The sequence below is a fragment of the Methylobacterium sp. Leaf465 genome, from assembly GCF_001424705.1.
GTDB lineage: Bacteria > Pseudomonadota > Alphaproteobacteria > Rhizobiales > Beijerinckiaceae > Methylobacterium.
In genome coordinates this window covers 388,509-407,062 of record NZ_LMRA01000034.1, presented here as the reverse complement: position 1 = coordinate 407,062, position 18,554 = coordinate 388,509, and the positions used below count along the sequence as shown (strand labels likewise).

The 18,554-nt window shown below is 73.2% G+C and carries 14 protein-coding genes; 5 read left to right on the top strand and 9 right to left on the bottom strand.

The genetic code is table 11. The annotated features are described in order from the left end of the window. Positions 1-20: 20 nt before the first annotated feature. Positions 21-395, top strand: coding sequence for a hypothetical protein (locus ASG51_RS16965; protein ID WP_200941355.1), 375 nt, complete (start codon positions 21-23; stop codon positions 393-395). A gap of 240 nt (positions 396-635) precedes the next feature. Here the strand turns inward: ASG51_RS16965 and ASG51_RS16960 are convergent, their stop codons facing one another. Further along, positions 636-1,757, bottom strand: coding sequence for an aldo/keto reductase (locus ASG51_RS16960; RefSeq protein ID WP_056381984.1), 1,122 nt, complete (start codon positions 1,755-1,757; stop codon positions 636-638). Between the two features lie 96 nt (positions 1,758-1,853). Between ASG51_RS16960 and ASG51_RS16955 the strand changes: the two genes are divergently transcribed. Further along, positions 1,854-2,747: a LysR family transcriptional regulator gene (locus ASG51_RS16955; protein ID WP_056211784.1), complete on the top strand. Its 894-nt coding sequence runs from the start codon at positions 1,854-1,856 to the stop codon at positions 2,745-2,747. Between the two features lie 188 nt (positions 2,748-2,935). Here ASG51_RS16955 and ASG51_RS16950 read toward each other — a convergent pair whose 3' ends face one another. Both ASG51_RS16950 and ASG51_RS16945 read right to left on the bottom strand, forming a co-directional pair. After that, the gene (locus ASG51_RS16950) at positions 2,936-3,706 is read right to left on the bottom strand and encodes a glucose 1-dehydrogenase (protein ID WP_056211782.1); all 771 of its coding nucleotides are present in this window, start codon (positions 3,704-3,706) and stop codon (positions 2,936-2,938) included. 112 nt (positions 3,707-3,818) lie between these two features. Next, positions 3,819-5,450 (bottom strand): alpha-D-glucose phosphate-specific phosphoglucomutase, encoded by a 1,632-nt coding sequence (locus ASG51_RS16945; RefSeq protein WP_056381982.1) that lies wholly within the window; start codon positions 5,448-5,450, stop codon positions 3,819-3,821. A 546-nt stretch (positions 5,451-5,996) separates the two neighbouring features. Here ASG51_RS16945 and ASG51_RS16940 point away from each other — a divergent pair. The 3 genes from ASG51_RS16940 (at position 5,997) to ASG51_RS16930 (ending at position 12,570) form a co-directional block, all read left to right on the top strand. Then, positions 5,997-7,490 (top strand): DUF2252 domain-containing protein, encoded by a 1,494-nt coding sequence (locus tag ASG51_RS16940; RefSeq protein WP_082501407.1) that lies wholly within the window; start codon positions 5,997-5,999, stop codon positions 7,488-7,490. 173 nt (positions 7,491-7,663) lie between these two features. Then, complete coding sequence (locus ASG51_RS16935; protein ID WP_244480174.1) at positions 7,664-11,209, top strand: DEAD/DEAH box helicase; 3,546 nt, start codon at positions 7,664-7,666, stop codon at positions 11,207-11,209. 125 nt (positions 11,210-11,334) lie between these two features. After that, on the top strand, positions 11,335-12,570 hold the full coding sequence (locus ASG51_RS16930; protein WP_056381980.1) for an oxalate decarboxylase family bicupin: 1,236 nt from the start codon (positions 11,335-11,337) through the stop codon (positions 12,568-12,570). Positions 12,571-12,576: 6 nt separating this feature from the next. Here ASG51_RS16930 and ASG51_RS16925 read toward each other — a convergent pair whose 3' ends face one another. The 6 genes from ASG51_RS16925 to msuE form a co-directional block, all read right to left on the bottom strand. Next, the gene (locus ASG51_RS16925) at positions 12,577-13,557 is read right to left on the bottom strand and encodes a sulfonate ABC transporter substrate-binding protein (RefSeq protein ID WP_056381978.1); all 981 of its coding nucleotides are present in this window, start codon (positions 13,555-13,557) and stop codon (positions 12,577-12,579) included. Between the two features lie 332 nt (positions 13,558-13,889). Continuing rightward, the gene (gene ssuD / locus ASG51_RS16920; protein WP_056211773.1) at positions 13,890-15,053 is read right to left on the bottom strand and encodes an FMNH2-dependent alkanesulfonate monooxygenase; all 1,164 of its coding nucleotides are present in this window, start codon (positions 15,051-15,053) and stop codon (positions 13,890-13,892) included. 31 nt (positions 15,054-15,084) lie between these two features. Continuing rightward, on the bottom strand, positions 15,085-15,927 hold the full coding sequence (locus ASG51_RS16915) for an ATP-binding cassette domain-containing protein (protein ID WP_056381975.1): 843 nt from the start codon (positions 15,925-15,927) through the stop codon (positions 15,085-15,087). 54 nt (positions 15,928-15,981) lie between these two features. Continuing rightward, positions 15,982-16,764 carry an aliphatic sulfonate ABC transporter permease SsuC gene (gene ssuC / locus ASG51_RS16910; RefSeq protein ID WP_056381973.1) on the bottom strand — a complete coding sequence of 261 codons (783 nt, stop codon included), beginning with the start codon at positions 16,762-16,764 and terminating at the stop codon, positions 15,982-15,984. Between the two features lie 7 nt (positions 16,765-16,771). Then, entirely contained in the window at positions 16,772-17,728 is a 957-nt protein-coding gene (locus tag ASG51_RS16905) for an aliphatic sulfonate ABC transporter substrate-binding protein (RefSeq protein ID WP_056276026.1), read from the bottom strand. A 13-nt stretch (positions 17,729-17,741) separates the two neighbouring features. Continuing rightward, positions 17,742-18,332, bottom strand: a complete 591-nt coding sequence (gene msuE / locus ASG51_RS16900; RefSeq protein ID WP_056211764.1) for an FMN reductase — start codon at positions 18,330-18,332, stop codon at positions 17,742-17,744. Positions 18,333-18,554 lie beyond the last annotated feature (222 nt).

Sequence of the window (18,554 nt, the reverse complement as noted above, 5' to 3'; positions counted from 1 at the left end):
ACCGCAGCCGGAATCAAGGGATGACGGGGATCATGAAGGCATTTACTTCCGCGTTGCTGCTCCTCGGCGCCCTCGCGGCCCCGCAGGCCGCGATGGCCGCGAGCAAGACCACGGTGGGCGTCGGCACCGGCGCGGTGGCGGGCGCCCTGGTGGGCGGACCGGTGGGGGCGGTCGTGGGCGGCATCGTCGGCGGCTATATCGGCGCCACCGCCGAGAGCCCCCGCCCGCGCCGCCGCCGGGTGCGCGCCGCCCGGCGGGCCGCGGTCGCCCCGCCCAAGCTGCGGGTGGCCGAGGAGCGCGCCGCGCCGGTCCGCCCCGCCGCCCCGGCCGCCACCGGCAGCCTCGCCCCGGTCACCACCGCCCCTGCCGCGACCACCTGGCAGAACCCGCGCTAGCGGTTGTCCGGGATTCGGGGAAACCGGTTCTCCCGAAAAGACCAACGACCGGACAGGACTCGAGGGTCTGTCGGGTTCAGGATGAGCCTGACAGACTCCCGGGGGACGGCCTTCGAGGCCCGGGACGCGCCCCGGCCGACCGTCCGCTCTAGGGGCGCACCGCCATGACGCCGGACATTGGCCGTCCGATCGAGCGGTGCTCGCTCAGGGCGCGGGAGCGTGGGCGGGACGGGATGGGCCTCAGGCCGCCTCGCCCGAGGCCTGAACCCGCGCGCCGCCGAACACGACCGCCTGCCGCAACGGCGCTCGCGACAGGCCGTAGATCAGGCGTGGCTCCGCCGGCGCGCTGACCGCCTCCAACGCGGCGCGATGCTCCGCGGCGAGCACGACATCGAGCGCAGCGATGTTGTCGGCCACCTGCGCCGGTCGGCTCACGCCCATCAGCGGCGCGGTCACACCCGGTCGCCCCATCACCCAGGCGAGCGCCACGCGCGCCGGCGATTGCCCGATGGCCTCCGCCACCCGGCGCACCGCTTCGACGATGGTCCAGTTGCGCGGCGTGAACAGGCTGTCGCCGAACGGATTGGCCCCATCGAGCCGCTTGTCGCCGGCGGGACGCGCCTCGCCCGACGCCGCCGCATCCCTCGGCAGGCCGCCCGCGCGGGGTCCGGCCGCTTCCACCGTCGCGCGGTCGTACGTGCCGCTCAGCAGCCCGTAGGCGAGCGGCGACCACGGCACCACGCCCAGGCCGAATGCGGCGGCGAGCGGGATGTGCTCGTCCTCCACGTCCCGGTTCACGAGGGCGTAGAAGTACTGCAGGGCGATCGGCCCCGGCAGCCCGCGTCGTGCGGCCAGCGTCGCGAGCGTGGCAACGTACCAGGCGGGCGTGTTCGACACGCCCCAATAGCGAACCTTCCCGGCGCGCACGAGACCGGCCATCGTCTCCAGCAACTCCTCGGCCGGCGTGACCCCGTCCCACACATGCACCCAGTAGAGGTCGACGTAGTCGGTTCGCAGACGGCGCAGCGAGCCTTCCAGCGCCGCGTGGACGTGCTTGGCACCGTTGCCGCCCGCGTGCGGACCGTTGCCCGTCGCGAACCCCGACTTGGTCGAGAGGACGATCCCGTCCCGCATGCCGGACGCGCGGATGAAGCGCCCGAGCATCGCCTCGCCCTCGCCCCCGGCATACACGTCGGCCGTGTCCACGAAGTTGCCGCCCCGCTCCCGATAGGCATCGAACACAGCGCGGCTGCCGGCCTCGTCCAGCCCCCAGCGCACCGTCCCGAAGGTCATGGTGCCGAGCGCGAGGGGACTGACCGCCAGGCCGGAGCGGCCGAGCGTACGGTAATGCGTGAGGTCCATTGTTGCATATCCTTGCTGCTATCACCCAGGATAAGGCCACCGGCCCAGGGGGATTAGCCGGATTCATCGGCAAGGGTCTGTGAGTGGAATTCAGCAATGCGACGAGGCACACTCGATGATCTCGCGGCCTTCGCGGCGGTCGCGCGCACCTGCAGCTTCACGCGTGCGGCGGCGGAACTCGGCCTGTCGCCCTCGGCGCTCAGCCACGCCGTCCGCGGGCTGGAGGAACGGCTCGGGGTTCGGCTGCTGGCGCGCACCACGCGCAGCGTCGCGCCGACGCCGGCGGGCGAGCGGCTCGTGCGGTCGCTGGCCCCGGCGCTGGCGGAGATCGAAGGCGGCCTTGCAGCCCTCGCCGACTGGCGCGGTGCGCCGTCCGGTGCGCTCCGGCTGACGACCTTCTCCTCGGCCGCACGCCGCGTGCTCGAGCCGGCCCTGCCGCGCTTCCTCCTCGACCATCCGGCCGTCTCGGTCGAGGTCGTCATCGACGATCGCCTGGCCGACATCGTCGCGGACCGGTTCGACGCCGGCATCCGCTTCGGCGAGTCGGTGGAGCGGGACATGGTGGCGGTGCGGCTGGGGCCGGACCTGCGCACGGTGGTGGTCGGCACGCCCGCCTATTTCGCGCGCCATCCGCGGCCCGAGACGCCGGCCGACCTGGACGCGCACAACTGCGTCAACTACCGGCTGGTCGGCGGCGGGGGATTGCTGCCGTGGGAGTTCGCGCGCGACGGCCAGGAGGTGCGCGTGCGGGCCAAGGGGCAGCTCATCGTCAACGATGCGGACCTGTCGGGGGCCGCGGTGCGGGCCGGGGCCGGGCTCGGCTACATGCTGGAGGAGGACGTGGCCGCCGACATCGCGGCGGGCCGCCTCGTGCAGGTTCTGGCGGACTGGTGCACGCCCTTCCCCGGCTACCACCTCTACCATCCGAGCCGGCAGGCGACGCCGACGCTTCGCGCCCTGATCGACGCCCTGCGTCGGCCCGAAGCCTGACCGGCCGGGGTCCGGCGCGACGCGGGTGTCCTCGCGACCGCTTCGTCGCGATCTCGCCACAGGGCGCTCCGCCGGCCTTCCGGCCGCCGGAGCGCGGGGCGGGCCGACGAGGTCCGGCCCGACCCGGACCGGACCGGGCGTCAGGCGCCGCCCACCCGGGCGGCCGCCCCGCGGCCCCCGTCACCCCCTCAGGCGCCGCCCCACTGCATGGTCAGGCCGCCGTCGACCACCAGGGTGTGGCCGGTGACGTAGTCGGCATCGTCCGAGGCGAGGTAGAGGATCGCCTTGGCGATCTCGTCGGGCTGGCCGGCCCGGTGCCACGGGATGCGCTCCAGGGACTGGGCGAGCTTGTCCGGGTTCTCGAAGCGGTCGGCGGTCATCGGCGTCTCGATCAGGCCGGGCGCCACGTTGTTGACGTTGATCCGATCCTCGGCGAGCTCCCGCGCCAGGCTGCGGCACAGCGAGCCGACGCCCGCCTTCGACATGCCGTAGGGGGCACTCTCCGGGGTGGGCAGGTGCTGGGCCACCGAGGAGACGATGACGATCTTGCCGCGCCCGCCCTGGGCCCGGCGGACCTTGATGAAGGCCCGGGCGCAGAAGACCGGGGCCATCAGGTTGACGCGCAGGATCTGCTCGAGCTTGCCGTCGTCCATCTCGGCCACCGGCATGCCGCTCATCGCCTGGCCGGCATTGTTCACCAGGATGTCGAGCACGCCGAGATCCTGCGCGACCCGCGCGAAGGTCGCCGCCACCGAGGCCGGATCGCCGACATCGTTCTGGATCACGAGGCAGCGGCGGCCCGCCGCCTCGACCCGGCGCGCGGTCTCGCGGGCACCGTCCGCGTCGGTGTTGTAGGTGATCGCCACGTCGGCGCCCTGGCGGGCGAACAGCTCGGCCGTCGCCTGTCCGATTCCCGAATCCGCGCCCGTGATCAGCGCGCGTTTGCCTTCCAGCGTCATGTGAGCCCGTCTCCTCGCACCGTTCGAATCGATGCGGGGACAAGGGACCGGCGCCCGGCCCTGTTCCGGGCCGCGACGCCGGATCACGGGCGCCCGTGCGGGCGTGCGCCCCTCAGGTGACGACGCTCGGCGCGGCGCGGCCGGTGAGCGCGGCGATGTCGGCCAGCGCGTTGGCCACCGCCACCACCGGGGCCAGCACCTCCGCCACCGGCAATTCGAGCCGATCTGGGGCGGCTTCGTAGCGCTCGATATAGACCCGCAGGGTCGCCCCCGCCGTGCCGGTGCCGGAGAGGCGGTAGACCACCCGGGCGTCCTCCGCGAAGGTGACGCGCACGCCCTGCTGCTCGGTGACGGAGCCGTCGACGGGATCGACGTAGCGGAAGTCGTCCGCCGCCGCGACGGTGAGGGAGCCGAGCGTCTGGCCCGGCAGGCTGGCGAGCTTGGCGCGCAGGCCCTCCATCAGGCCCTTGGCGGCCTCGGAATCGATCTCCTCGTAGTCGTGCCGGGTGTAGTAGTCGCGTCCGAACGTGGCCCAGTGGTCCCGCACCACGGCGTCGGCCGGCTTGCCCGTGACCGCCAGGATGTTGAGCCAGATCAGCACGGCCCAGAGCCCGTCCTTCTCGCGGACGTGGTTCGAGCCGGTGCCGGCGCTCTCCTCGCCGCAGAGGGTGATGAGGCCGGCATCGAGCAGGTTGCCGAAGAACTTCCAGCCGGTGGGGGTCTCGTAGGCCGCGATGCCGAGCGACGCCGCCACCCGATCCAGAGCCCGGCTCGTCGGCATCGAGCGGGCGACGCCCGCGAGCCCCTGAGCGTAGCCGGGGGCGAGGTGGGCGTGGGCGGCCAGGATCGCCAGGCTGTCGCTCGGGGTCACGAACAGGCCGGGGGCCACGATCATGTTGCGGTCGCCGTCACCGTCCGAGGCCGCGCCGAGGTTCGGCGCGTCGGCGCTCAGCATCAGCTCGTAGAGGTCGTGGGCGTGGACCGGGTTCGGGTCCGGGTGGTGGCCGCCGAAATCCTCCCGCGGCGTGCCGTTGAGGACGGTGCCCGGCTCGGCGCCGAACACGCCCTCCAGGATGGCGTGGGCGTAGGGGCCGGTGACCGCGCTCATGGCGTCGAAGCGCATGCGGAAGCCGCCGGCGAACAGGCGCGTGATCGCGTCGAAGTCGATGAGTTCGCGCATCAGCGCGAGGTAGTCGGCGACGGGGTCGATCACCGCGACGGTCATGTCGCCGATCCGGGTCTCGCCGATCGTGTCGAGGTCGAGGTCGGGCCCGGCGACGATCCGGTATTCGGTCAGCGCCTTGGTGCGCGCGTGGATCGCCGCCGTGACGCTTTCGGGGGCCGGGCCGCCATTGGCGGTGTTGAACTTGATGCCGAAATCGCCCTCGGGGCCACCCGGGTTGTGGCTCGCCGACAGGATGATGCCGCCGATGGCGCCGTGCTTGCGGATGACGCAGGAGGCGGCCGGGGTCGAGAGCAGGCCGCCCTGGCCCACCAGCACGCGGGCGAAGCCGTTGGCGGCGGCGATCCTCAGGGTGGTCTGCACCACCTGGCGGTTCAGGAAGCGCCCGTCGCCGCCGAGCACCAGGGTGGCGCCCGCCCGATCGGGAATGCAGTCGACGATCGCCTGGACGAAGTTCTCGACGTAATGCGCCTGCTGGAAGACCGGCACCTTCTTGCGCAGGCCGGACGTGCCCGGCTTCTGGTCGTCGTAGGGCGTCGTCGGGACGGTCGTTGCGGACATCGTTCAAGCACTCCTGAATCGCCGCGCTCAAGAACGCGGTTTGCCGCTGCGGGTCAATCGGCGCCGGCCCGCAGGGGAGCCGGCCTTCGGGGCAAGCTTCGCGCCGATGGGGGGCGACCACGCACGCTTCGGACAGCGTCGCGGACGGGGATGGTCTTCAGAGAGCGATGACAACGCCAGCGTTCCCGAAGCACATCCGCCTTGCCGCGTCGCGGATTCCATGCTTCCTGGATCTCGGCCAGGTGGGTGAGTGTCGAGCCAGGATCCCCGCAAGGATTCGTACGTCCGGTTCAAATCCGGACCCCGGCCTCCATCCTGAACGACCAGCCCCCTCGCGGCGCGTCATCGGGGTTCGCCCTCCCGCCCAAGGGCGGACGACCGGGCCTGAACGCCGGCCGCCGCAACGCCCCTTGCCGACGTCGCCTTTCGCAGCCGCGTCCCGACGCTGCGCGCCGGGATGAATCCCGGTCCTGAGACGTGTTGCCCCGGGAACGATCCCAAACGGTCAAGATTTGTCCTTCACGAATTCGCGTGTGAGGACCGTGCATGGAATGCCCCCAGGATGTCAGCCTGCGCGCTGACGGGTCGAGCGCGACCGAGGTCCGCCCGGAGGCCGACGACATCCTGCTGGCGCCCCTCGCCGACATCCCGCGCATCAACCTGCGCGAGGCGGGCGAGCCCTGGGACAAGCGTCGCCACGCCGGCAAGGCCCTGCGCGAGGCGGTGCCGCACGCCGCCCACGCGGCCTGGACGCCGCCCGCCCACCGGCCCGACCCCGTCGCGCTGATCGAGGCGGCGCATGAGGGGCGCCAGGCGCACCTCATCCCGCTCCGGGTCGCCCGCATGGCGAGCTCGCCCTTCGCCTTCCTGCGCGGGGCCGCCCACGTCATGGCCTGGGACCTCGCCCACACCCCGCGCAGCGGCATCGCGGTGGTGATGAACGGCGACGCGCACCTGGCCAATTTCGGCCTGTTCGGCACGCCCCAGCGCGACATCGTCCTCGACCTCAACGACTTCGACGAGGTCACGATCGGACCCTGGGAATGGGACCTGAAGCGCCTCGCCGCCAGCATCGAGGTGGCGGCGCGCACCGACGGGGTCGCCAAGGCCGAGCGCCGCGAGGCCGCCCTCGCGGCGGTGGCGGGCTACCAGCACACCATGACCGAGCTGGCGCCGCAGGGACCCCTCGACGTCTGGCACCAGGCGGCCCGGGCCGACCAGCTCGACTTCGCCGGGCTCACCATCGACACCCATTCCGAGGCGGTCATCGCCAAGGCGGTGGAGAAGGCGCGCAAGAAGCACAACAAGAGCCTGCTCGCCCGGGTCGGCGAGCGCCGCACCGACGGCGGCTGGCGCTTCAAGGCGGCCCCCCCGATCCTCACGAGCGTCGATGCCGAGACCCGCGAGGCGGTGATCGGCGGGCTGGAGCACTATGCCGAGACCCTGCCGCGCGAGCGCCGGTTCATGCTCAGCCGCTACCACGTGGTGGACGTCGCCCACCGGGTCGTCGGGGTCGGCAGCGTCGGCACCCGCGCCTACGTGGCGCTCCTGTGCGGGAATTCCGACCAGGACGTCCTCTTCCTCCAGGTCAAGGAGGCGGTGACGCCGGCCCATGCCCCCTACCTCGCGGGCATGCCGGACGCCTACGGCGACCACGAGGGCGAGCGGGTGATCTACGGCCAGCGCCTGCTCCAGGCGGTAGGCGACCCGCTGCTGGGCTGGACCACCATCGAGGGCCGGCCGTTCTACGTGCGCCAGATGAAGAACATGAAGGGCGACATCCCCGTGGCCGGCCTCACCGGCCAGCCGCTGATCTACTTCTCCTGGGCCTACGGCGCCCTGCTGGCGCGGGCGCATGCCCGCACCGGGGATGCGGCGGCAATCGCGGGCTATTGCGGCCGCGACCGCCAGTGCGACCTGCGCGAGGCCCTGGCCGACTGGGCCCTGGCCTACGGCGACCAGAACGAGGCCGACTTCGCCGCCTTCCAGGCCGCCATCGCGCAGGGCCGCCTGGAGGCGGCGCCCGACCCGGAGATGTGATCCACAGGCCTGCGACAAACTGGGGACGGCGGGCGAAAGAACGGAGCCCGGACCCTCCGGCCGCGTTTCCCGAGTCCTCTCCTCGAGCCGGGCAGCGCACACCCCAGATGGCAAAACGCAGGACCGCGTCGTCTTCCGCTTCGACCGCGACGGCCGAGGGATCGGCCGAGCAAATGGCCGGGGGATCGGCCAAGGAACCGGGCAAGGAAACGGCCAAGAAAACGGTCGAGCGGCCGACCAAGACGTCGCCCCAGGGGCCGCGTGCCAAGGCGGCGCCGAAACCCGCCTCCCGCAAGGCCTCGGGGACACCGGCCGAGACGGTTTCCGACGCCGCATCCGGCAAGGGGGCCGGCAAGGGGGCCGGCAAGGAATCTGGGAAGGGGACCGGTGCGGGCCGTCCGGCCGCGGCGCCGGCGCAGGCCGCCCCGGCCGGCCCCGAGATCGTGGCGCCCCTGGTGCCCACCGGTGCCCTGGCGGTCGCCCTCCTGGACCTGACGCGGACCGGCAAGCCCCTGATCCACATGGCCCGCGAGAGCCACCGGCTCGACGTCATCGCCAAGATCCTGCGCGCCCTGTCGCCCGAGCGCAGCGTCGCGATCTACCCCGAATGGGACTGCCTGCCCTACGACAGGGCGTCGCCCTCGCGCGGGGTGATGGGCGCGCGCACCGGCGTGCTGCGCTGGCTCACCGACACCGCGGCCCTGCCCGACATCGTCCTCACCACCGCCCCCGCCCTGATCCAGCGCGCGCCCCCGGCCGAGACCTGGGCACAGGCGCGCCTGGAGGTCCGGGTCGGCGACGCCCTCGATCCCTCCGCCGTCTCCGCCTTCCTGCAGCGGCTGGGCTACATCCTCGACGACCGGGTCGACGAGCCCGGCGAGGTCGCGGTCTGGGGCCGGACCGTGGACGTCTTCCCGGCCGCCGCCGACCGCCCCTGCCGCATCGAGTACGAGGAGGGCCGGGTCACCGCGATCCGCTCCTACGATCCGGTCTCGCAGCGCTCGCTGGCCGATGCCGACCTGCTCGTCATCGACCCCGCCACGGAGATCCTCCTGCCCGAGGGCTCGGAGAGCCGGCTCGCGCCCTTCACCGGCCAGGAACACGGCCTCGCCCGGTTCTACCCGTCCCTCGTCACGGTCCTCGATCAGGTGCCCGACGCGCGCCTCGTGGTCGAGGACGGAGCGGAGGAGCGGGCACAGGCCTTCTTCGAGCAGATCGACGAGGGCCGCGAGGCCGCGGCCCGGTCCCGGCGCGGCGGGGCCGAGGATGGCGGCCTCTACCTCAGCCCCGCGGATTGGGCGGCCCAGCTCGCGGCGCGCCGGGTCGCCGAGGCCGAGGCGGAGGGCGCCGAGGATCTCACCATGCCGGCCTTCGTGCGCAAGGCCCGGCCGAACACGGCCCTGGCCGAGACCCTGCGCGAGCGCCTGAAGGCGGGCGACCGCATCCTCCTCACGGGACCGGCCGAGCCCCTGGCGCGCCTCGTCCGCATCGCCGAACGGGCGCTGGGCCGCAAGGCCCGGACGGTCCGGGCCTGGGCCGAGGCCGTCGCGGCCAAGCCCGGCGCGCTCCTCAGCCTGGAGGCCCCGATCGAGGCGGGCTTCCGGGTGCCCGGCGAGGGGGTGGCGGTGGTCGCCGCCGCCGACCTCTTCGGCGCCCGTGCCGCCACCGTGGCGGCCGGGGGCCCGAGCGCCATCCTGCCCATCGGCGAGGTCGAGCTGCGCATCGGCGACGTCGCCGTGGACCGCGACAACGGGCTCTGCGTGTTCGAGGGCCTGGAGGCGGTGAGCACCGGCGAGGGCGGGAGCGAGGACGCCCTGCGCCTGCGCTTTGCCGGCGACGGCATCCTGATGGTGCCGGTCTCGCAGGCCGATCGGATCTGGCGCTACGGCTCCGAGGTGGAGGCCGTGACCCTCGACAAGCTGGAGGGCGGAAGCTGGGGACGCCGCCGCCTCGAGGCGGAGGCCTGCATGGCCCGGGCCGCCCGGGTGATGCTGGCGGACGCCGAGAAGCGCCGGACGATCCGGGCACCGGTCCTGGTGCCCCGGGAGCGCGAGATGGAGCGCTTCGCCGCCGGCTTCGGCTTCGCCCTGACCGCCGACCAGGCGGCGGCGGTGAGCGGCGTGATGGCGGACCTGGCCTCCGGCCGGCCGATGGACCGCCTCGTCTGCGGCGATGTCGGCTTCGGCAAGACCGAGGTCGCCCTGCGAGCCGCCGCCGCGGCGGTGTTCGCCGGCAAGCAGGTGGCGATCGTCGCCCCGACCACGGTGCTGGCGCGCCAGCACGTGCAGACCTTCACCCGGCGCTTCGCCCGCTTCGGCCTCGAGGTCGCCCACCTCTCCCGCCTCGTCTCGGCCGCGGAGGCCAAGCGGGTGAAGGCGGGGCTGGCCGACGGCACGATCCGCCTCGTGGTCGGCACGCACTGCCTCGCGGCCAAGGGCGTGGGCTTCGCCGATCTCGGCCTGATGGTCATCGACGAGGAGCAGCGCTTCGGCGCCAAGATCAAGCAGGGGCTGCGGGAGGCGGCGGGGGACGGCCACGTGCTCACGCTCACCGCGACCCCGATCCCCCGCACCCTGCAGAGCGCGCTGGTGGGACTCCAGAGCCTCAGCGTCATCGCCACGCCGCCCTCCGTGCGCCAGCCCATCCGCACCGTGATCGGGCCCTTCGAGGACGAGGCGATGCGGGACGCCCTCACGCGCGAGCACCGGCGCGGCGGCCAGAGCTTCGTGGTCTGCCCGCGCATCGAGGACATCGCCCCCATGGCGGCGCGCCTCGCCAAGCTGGTGCCGGACCTGCAGACCCGGGTGGCCCACGGCGGGCTCAACGCCGCCGAGATGGACGACGTGATGGTGCGCTTCGCCGACGGCGAGGGCGACGTGCTGCTCGCCACCAGCATCATCGAGAGCGGGCTCGACGTGCCGCGCGCCAACACCATGCTGGTCTGGGATGCCGAGCGCTTCGGCCTGTCGCAGCTGCACCAGCTGCGCGGCCGGGTCGGGCGCGGCCAGCGCCGCGGCGTGGTCTACCTGCTGAGCCGCCCCGACCGGCCGCTGACGCCCGCCACGGAAAAGCGCCTGCGGACGCTGGAGGCCCTCGACCGCCTGGGCGCGGGCTTCGCCATCAGCGCCCGGGACCTCGACCTGCGCGGGGCGGGCGACCTCGTCGGCGAGAACCAGGCCGGCCACGTCAAGCTCATCGGGCTCGGGCTCTACCAGCACCTGCTGCACCTGGCCCTGCGCGCCGCCAAGGGCGAGCCCGCCGAGGACTGGAACCCGGAGATCCGGCTGGGCCTGTCGGGCGCCGTGCCGGCCGACTACGTGCCCGAGCCGGAGGTGCGGCTCAGCCTCTACACCCGCACCCTGCGCCTCGCGAACCCGGAGGAGGTGGAGGCCCTGCGCAGCGAGGTGGTCGACCGCTTCGGCCCGCCGCCCGCCGCCTTCGAGGACCTGATCGCCCTGGCCCGGCTCCGGGTCGGCTGCCTCGGGCTCGGCATCCACCGCCTCAGCGGCGGACCGCAGGGGCTGGCCGCCGACCTGCGGCCGAACGCGCCGCCCCTGCCGGTGCCCGCCCACGCCCATATCGTGCGCAAGGACAACCGGGTGCTCCTGCGCCAGGGCAGCGACGACCCGGCGACGCGCGGGCGCCTCGCCGCCGCCTTCCTGGAGCGCCTGGCGGCGCAGGGCGAGCGCCCGGCGCCCGCCCTCGCGGCGGCGGCCTGACGGGCCGCCGCACGAGGCCGTGAGGCACGGAACGGCCGGCGGCGGGGCCGATTGACGAGGGCGTGGGGGCGCCCAGCGGCGCTCCCGGACGCCAGACGCGACCCGATGCCCGAGACCCGCTGCCCATGACCGACCTGTCCCGCCGAAGCCTCCTGGCCGCCACCGCCGCCGGGGGCTCCCTCCTCACCGTGGCCGGCGCGCAGGCTCAGCCCGCGGCCCCCGGGGCGCAGAGCCCGATCCGGGGCAAGGACGGCGCCTCGATCCTGGGGCCCCGCAACCCGGCCCGGGAGGCGCAGGACCCCTTCACCCTGCGCCCGCCCCGGACCGACCACGGCACGATGCCGAACCTGAAATGGTCCTTCGCCGACAGCCACATGCGCCTCGAGGAGGGGGGCTGGGCCCGGCAGACGACGATCCGCGAACTGCCGGTGTCGAAGGCGATGGCGGGGGTGAACATGCGGCTCGGCGCCGGGGTGGTGCGCGAGATGCATTGGCACAAGGAGGCCGAGTGGGCCTACATGCTGAAGGGCCGGGCCCGGATCACCGCGGTGGACGCGCAGGGGCGGACCTTCGCGGACGATGTCGGCGCGGGCGACCTCTGGTACTTCCCCTCGGGCATCCCGCATTCGATCCAGGGCCTGTCCGCCGACGGCGTCGACGGCTGCGAGTTCCTGCTGGTCTTCGACGATGGCGGGTTCTCGGAGGATTCCACCTTCCTCCTGACCGACTGGATGGCGCATACGCCGAGGGACATCCTGGCCAAGAATTTCGGCCTGCCGGAGAGCGCCTTCGCGGGCGTGCCGGAGAAGGAACTCTACATCTTCCCGGGGCCGATGCCCGGCCCCCTCGACGCGGACCGGATGGGCGGCAGCGGCCCGGTGCCGGAGCCCTTCAGCCACCGGATGCTGGCCCAGGCCCCCCTCAGCCTGCCGGGCGGCACCGTGCGCATCACCGATTCCTCGGTGTTCAAGGCCTCGAAGACCATCGCGGCCGCCCTGGTGGAGCTGGAGCCCGGAGCCATCCGCGAGCTGCACTGGCACCCGAACGGCGACGAGTGGCAGTTCTACATCGCGGGCCAGGGCCGCATGACGGTGTTCGGCTCGGAATCGAAGGCCCGCACCTTCGACTACCAGGCCGGCGACGTCGGCTACGTCCCCTTCGCCATGGGCCACTACATCGAGAACACCGGCCCGACGCCCCTGACCTTCCTGGAGATGTTCCGCAGCCCGACCTACGCGGACATCTCCCTGCGCCAGTGGCTCGCCCTCACCCCGCACGCCCTGGTGGCGGCGCACACCCACCTCAATCCGGCGGATCTCGACCGCCTGCCGGCGGTCAAGGCGCCGGTGCTGCCGGGCTGAGCCGCCTCAACTCCCGGGCTTCCTCACCGCCGCGGCGACGTCCACGGGCTTCGGCAGCAGGCCGAGGCGGTGGAAGGTGTCGGCGACCCGCTGCTGGTCGGCGGTGGTCTCGGCGTTCAGCGGCGTGACTCCGTAGGTGAGGCGGCGCAGGGCCACCGTGAGAATCGGCGCCGGGATGCCGACGGAGGGGGCGAGTTCGGCCGCCACCGCGTCGGTGTTGTCCTTGGCCCAGGCGTCGATCGCGCCGATGGCGGCGAGCGTCGCGTCGAGGGCCGGGCCGTGCGCGGCGGCGAAGGCGCGGGTCGAGAGGTAGAACTGGCGGTTCGGCACGAGGCCGGTGCCGTCGGCGAGGATGCGACCGCCGGTGCTGCGCTCGCCCGAGGCGAGGTAGGGGTCCCAGATCGCCCAGGCGTCCACGGCGCCCCGCGCGAAGGCGGCGGCCCCGTCGGCCGGCGCCAGGAAGGTCGGCGTCACCGCCTCGTAGGGCACCCCCGCCTGCTCCAGGGCCCGGACCAGGAAGTAATGGACGTTCGAGCCCTTGTTCAGGGCGATCTTCTTGCCGCGGAGGTCCGCGACCGTGCGGATCGGGCCGTCCTGGGCCACCAGGATCGCCTCGCCCTTGGGGGCTGCGGGCTCGTGGCCGACATAGAGCAGGTCCGGGTTGGCGGCCTGGGCGAAGATCGGGGGGGCCTCGCCGGCCGAGCCGAGATCGACGGCCCCGGCATTCAGCGCCTCCATCAGGGGCGGCCCCGAGGGGAACTCGGCCCAGGTGACGCGGTAGCCGAGCGGCTTCAGGCGCTGCTCCAGCAGGCCCTTGCCCTTGAGCAGCACCAGGGTGCCGTATTTCTGGTAGCCGATGCGGATCACCTTCTCGTCCGCGCGGGCGTGCAGGACGCCGAAGGTCAGCACGGCCAGGGCGGCGAGCAGGATCCCGGCGCGGCGGGTGCCGTCGGAGCGGAGCGCGAGCGCGTGGGTGGCGGCGGGCATGGGACTGTCCTCTGGGCTGGGGGTGGGGTGGAGCGCCGGCAAGGCTCTCTCCCCGCCTGCGGCGACCGGATTTCCACATGTCGGCACGACGCGGCCCTCCTCCCCCTCGTGGGGAGGAGTGGGAGGTGGGGGTGGCTCCGCCAGCCTCGGCCGGCTGAGGGTCACCCGCCCCCCACTCCTCACCTCTCCCACAAGGGGGAGAGGGACGCGCCGAGCTTGCAGAGGCGGATGCGTGAATACGGTCGCCGCCTGCGGGGCGAGGAGCGCGGACACCGCGTCGTGCCCGCGATGAGCGGCGGCGACGCCGAGGAGGCGCCTTCGACGTCAGCGCCTCAATGGGCCGCGATGCGCCGACTCGGGACGATGTCGTTGGCGATGACCTCGCCGAACGGGCCGTTGTTGCGGGCGTTCGTAGGCGCGACGCCGGTGGTGGCGCGCAAGGGCAGCTTGGGGAAGACCAGCTCGGCGAAGCGGTAGGCCTCCTCCAGGTGCGGGTAGCCCGACAAGATGAAGCGGTCGATCCCGAGGTCGATGTACTCCTTCATCCGGTCGGCGACCTGATCGGCTGAGCCGACCAGGGCGGTGCCGGCGCCGCCGCGTACCAGGCCGACGCCGGCCCAGAGGTTCGGCGAGACCTCGAGCTTGGTGCGGTCGCCCCCGTGCAGGGCCATCATCCGGCTCTGGCCGACGGAATCCTGGCGCTTCAGGGTGGCCTGCGCCTTGGCGATGGTCGCGTCGTCGAGGCGCGAGATCAGGCTCTCGGCCGCGGCCCAGGCCTCGCCCTCCGTCTCCCGCACGATGACGTGCAGGCGGATGCCGTAGGAGAAGGATTTTCCTTTCCGGTCGGCCGCTTCGCGGGCCTTGGCGATCTTCTCGGCGACGCCCGCCGGGGGCTCGCCCCAGGTGAGATAGACCTCGCAATGCTCGGCCGCGACCTCGATGCCGGCCGGCGACGAGCCGCCGAAGTAGAGCGGCGGATAGGGCGTCTGCACCGGCGGGAAGATCACCCGGCCCTCCTCCACCCGGAGGTGCTTGCCTGCGTAGCTGACCGTCTCGCCGGCCATCAGCCCGCGCCAGATGTGCAGGAACTCGTCCGTCACGACGTAGCGCTCGTCATGGTCGAGGAAGACGCCGTCGCCGCGCAGCTCCACCGGATCGCCGCCCGTGACGACGTTGATGAGCAGGCGCCCGTCCGAGATCCGGTCGAGGGTCGCGGCCATGCGGGCGGCCATGGACGGCTCCTGCAGGCCGGGGCGCACGGCCACGAGGAAGCGCAGCCGCTTCGTCAGGGGCGCCAGCGCCGAGGCCACCACCCAGGAATCCTCGCAGGAGCGCCCGGTGGGCAGGAGCACGCCGTAATAGCCGAGCTCGTCCGCGGCCTGGGCGATCTGGCGCAGATAGGCGAGCGAGACGTCGCGGGCGCCCTCCTGGGCGCCGAGGTAGCGGCCGTCGCCGTGGGTCGGGAGGAACCAGAGAACGTCGGTCTGACCGGTCATGGGAAATCTTTCTTGGACGGGGAGGCGGCGCTCAGGACGGCGCGCGCTCGGACAACAGGTGGTCGAGGATGCGGCCTTCCAGGGCCGCGAGGTCGGCATCGCCCCGCCGGCGCGGGCGCGGCACGTCCACGGCGACGTCGAGGGCGATGCGGCCGGCCTCCACCACGAGGATGCGGTCGGCCATCGCCACGGCCTCGGCGACGTCGTGGGTGACGAGGATCGCGGTGAAGCCCTGCGCCCGCCAGATCCGCTCGATCATCGCCTGCATGTCGATGCGGGTCAGGGCGTCGAGGGCGCCCAGGGGCTCGTCGAGGGCGAGCAGCCCCGGGCGGCTGACGAGGGCGCGGGCGAGCGCCACCCGCTGGCGCTGGCCGCCCGACAGGGTCGCGGGCCAGTTGCCGGCCTTCTCGGAGAGGCCGACCTCGGCCAGCGCCGCCTGCGCCCTGGCGCGGCGCTCGGCCTTGCGGCCGCCCTCGCCGAGGCCCACCGCCACGTTGTCCACGACCCGGGCCCAGGGCAGCAGGCGCGGCTCCTGGAACATGATGCGCTTCGGGGGCGTGCGCACGGCGCCCGACTCGAGGGCGATGCGGCCGGCGCTCGGCTGCTCCAGGCCGAGGATCAGGCGCAGCAGGGTGCTCTTGCCGCAGCCCGAGCGTCCGACCACGGCCACGAACTGCCCGGCCGGGATGTGCAGGTCGAGGCCCTCGATCACCGTGTGGCCGTCGAAGTCCTTCCGCAGGTCGCGCAGGGTGACGCCGATGCCCGTGGCGGAGGGCGGCGCGGCGCGGGCCGGCGCCTTCGAGGCGGCGACCCCGCGGGGTTTCGGATCGCGGATCGGGGAATCCTCGGGGACGCGGAGGGCGGTGGCGAGCATGGGACGGACCGTCGAAGGGGAGATGAGGATTTCGGGAGGGGAGCCGCCGCCGCGTCACGCGTTCCGGTAGGCCGGGTTCCAGGCCAGGAACCGGCGCTCCAGCAGGCGGGTGACCGCGTCGGCGGCCTTGCCGAGGCCGGCATAGATCACGATCGCCAGCACCACGACGTCCACCAGCATGAACTCGCGGGCCTGCATCGCCATGTAGCCGAGGCCCGAGGAGGCCGAGATCGTCTCGGCCACGATGAGCGTCAGCCACATGATGCCGAGCGCGTAGCGCAGGCCCACGAAGATCGAGGGCAGCGCGCCGGGCAGGACCACGCGGGTGAAGAGCGTGGTGGGCGACATGCCGTAGACCCGGCCCATCTCCACGAGCTGCGGGTCCACCGAGCGGATGCCGTGCAGGGTGTTGGCGTAGACGGGGAAGAACACCCCGATCGCCACGAGGAAGAGCTTGGCCTCCTCGTCGATGCCGAACCACAGGATCACCAGGGGGATCAGCGACAGGTGCGGGATGTTGCGGATCATCTGCAGCGTCGTGTCGGTGAGGCGCTCGGACAGGCGCGACAGGCCGTTGGCGAGGCCGAGGGCGAAGCCGATGCCGCCGCCGATGAGGAAGCCGACGGCCGCCCGGGCGAAGCTGATCGAGAGGTTGGTCCAGAGCTCGCCGCTGCGCGCCGCCTCCCAGCCCGCCGCGACGACCCCCGAGGGGGCCGGCATGAACCGGGTGGAGACGAGGCCCGTCGAGGCGGCGACCTGCCAGCCGAGCAGGATCACGGCGGGCACGAGCCAGGGCGTCAGGCGCTCGAGGGTGCGGGTGGTGAGAAACGGGGTCATTCTGCGGTCAGCCCTTGCTCGCCGGGGGAGCCGGCGGCGTCCACACGGCATCGCGGACGCGGATGGGGTTGGCGATCAGGCCCAGGGCCTGGAAGCGGTCGGCCACGCGCTGCTGGCCGGCGATGACCGCCTCGGTGAGCGGCGCGATGACGTAGACGCTGCGGTCGACGGCGCGCTGCGTCGCGTCGAGGGGCACGCCGGTGCCCTTCGACAGCAGGGCGGCCACTTCCGGGCGATGCGCCTCGCACCAGGCGGCCACCTCGGCGAGAGCGCCGACCGCCGCCTGGACCACGGGGGCGTTGCCTTGCGTGAAGTCGCGGTTGCCCAGGAAGAAGTTGGTGGGCTTCTCGATCTCGGCGGCACTGGCCAGGATGCGGGTGCCGGGCTGGCGCTCGGCGATGGCGAAGTACGGGTCCCAGATCGCCCAGGCGTCCACGGCGCCCCGCGCGAAGGCCGCCGCCGCATCCGCCGGCGCCAGGGTCACGGGCTCGATGTCCGTGTAGGCCAGCCCCGCCTTCTCCAGGGCGCGGACGACGAGGTAGTGGGCGCTCGATCCCTTGGCGAAGGCGACGCGCTTGCCCTTGAGGTCGGCGAGCGTCCCGAGGGGCGACCCCTGCGGCACCAGGATCGCCTCGCCGGAGCCGCCGGCATCCTGGGCTGCGACGTACAGGAGGGAATTGCCGGCCGCCTGGGCGAAGACCGGGGGCGGCGCGCCGGTCTGGCCGAAATCGATGGCGCCGACGCCGAGGGCCTCGAGGACGGGGGGACCGAACGAGAACTCGGTCCAGCGCACGGACACGCCCAGCGGCTTCAGCGCCCGCTCGATGGCGCCCTGCTGCTTGGCGACGACGAGGATGCCGTTCTTCTGGTAGCCGATCCGGAAGGTGCCGGCCTCCCCGGCCCGGGACGGGGCGGGCAGGCCCGCCGCCAGGGCGCCGGCGAGGAGGGTGCGTCGGGAGAGCATCGGCGGGGCGCCTTCAGCCGGCGCTGGCGAAGGCGGCGACCGGGGCCTCCGGCGCGGCGATCCGGGCGGCCCGGGCCTGGAGCAGGTCCGCGAGCTGGCTCGCGGCGTCGGCGATGCGGGCCTTCACGCCGTCGTCGACGAGGACGCCGTCGCGAAAATCCGCGTCGGAGCCGTAGACCGCGCTCGGGATGGTGTGGGCGCTGAAGAACCCGAAGAGCGGGCGTAAGGAATGCTCGACCACGAGCGCGTGGCGCGGGCCGCCGCCGGTGGCCGAGAGGATCACGGGCTTGCCCACGAGGGCGGCCGGGTCGACGAAGTCGAACAGGTGCTTGAACAGGCCCGTATAGGCGCCCTTGTAGACCGGCGAGCCGACGATGAGCGCGTCGGCGCCCTCGATGGCCTCGACGATGCGGCGGGCCGGCAGCGGCAGCAGGTCCCGCGACCAGGCGGCCCCGAGGCCCGTGCCGGCATCCACCATGTCGAACAGGCGGATCTCGGCCCGCAGGTGCGTGCCCACCGCCTCGGCGAGGGACTCGGCCAGCGCCCGGGTCTTCGAGGGGCGCTGGAGATTGGCGGTGAAGCCGACGATGCGGGGCAGCGACATAGGGTGACTTTCGTGGACGCCAAAGATCTCCAGACGTGACGGCGCCATCGCTCAAGACGAGCGCTGGCCAACTCTGGACATTCGAGAGATCTGTGCTCTGTGAACCGGGCTCAGCCACGGGTTTTCCGTGACGTCGTTCTGACGAAAACGTGCCCGTTGCACGCACGAGAATCAATGAAACGTTCTTTTGAATGCGTGCCACGGCGGAGAGGATCTCTCCGG

Excerpts from the sequence above, each read along its gene's own strand:
- ASG51_RS16915 (WP_056381975.1), bottom strand. The coding sequence starts at position 15,927 with ATGCTCGCCACCGCCCTCCGCGTCCCCGAGGATTCCCCGATCCGCGAT.
- ssuD (WP_056211773.1), bottom strand. The coding sequence starts at position 15,053 with ATGACCGGTCAGACCGACGTTCTCTGGTTCCTCCCGACCCACGGCGAC.
- msuE (WP_056211764.1), bottom strand. The coding sequence starts at position 18,332 with ATGTCGCTGCCCCGCATCGTCGGCTTCACCGCCAATCTCCAGCGCCCC.
- ASG51_RS16935 (WP_244480174.1), top strand. The coding sequence starts at position 7,664 with ATGGCCGGGGGATCGGCCAAGGAACCGGGCAAGGAAACGGCCAAGAAA.
- ASG51_RS16940 (WP_082501407.1), top strand. The coding sequence starts at position 5,997 with ATGGAATGCCCCCAGGATGTCAGCCTGCGCGCTGACGGGTCGAGCGCG.
- ASG51_RS16945 (WP_056381982.1), bottom strand. The coding sequence starts at position 5,450 with ATGTCCGCAACGACCGTCCCGACGACGCCCTACGACGACCAGAAGCCG.
- ASG51_RS16960 (WP_056381984.1), bottom strand. The coding sequence starts at position 1,757 with ATGGACCTCACGCATTACCGTACGCTCGGCCGCTCCGGCCTGGCGGTC.
- ASG51_RS16930 (WP_056381980.1), top strand. The coding sequence starts at position 11,335 with ATGACCGACCTGTCCCGCCGAAGCCTCCTGGCCGCCACCGCCGCCGGG.
- ASG51_RS16925 (WP_056381978.1), bottom strand. The coding sequence starts at position 13,557 with ATGCCCGCCGCCACCCACGCGCTCGCGCTCCGCTCCGACGGCACCCGC.
- ASG51_RS16955 (WP_056211784.1), top strand. The coding sequence starts at position 1,854 with ATGCGACGAGGCACACTCGATGATCTCGCGGCCTTCGCGGCGGTCGCG.
- ASG51_RS16950 (WP_056211782.1), bottom strand. The coding sequence starts at position 3,706 with ATGACGCTGGAAGGCAAACGCGCGCTGATCACGGGCGCGGATTCGGGA.
- ASG51_RS16965 (WP_200941355.1), top strand. The coding sequence starts at position 21 with ATGACGGGGATCATGAAGGCATTTACTTCCGCGTTGCTGCTCCTCGGC.
- ssuC (WP_056381973.1), bottom strand. The coding sequence starts at position 16,764 with ATGACCCCGTTTCTCACCACCCGCACCCTCGAGCGCCTGACGCCCTGG.
- ASG51_RS16905 (WP_056276026.1), bottom strand. The coding sequence starts at position 17,728 with ATGCTCTCCCGACGCACCCTCCTCGCCGGCGCCCTGGCGGCGGGCCTG.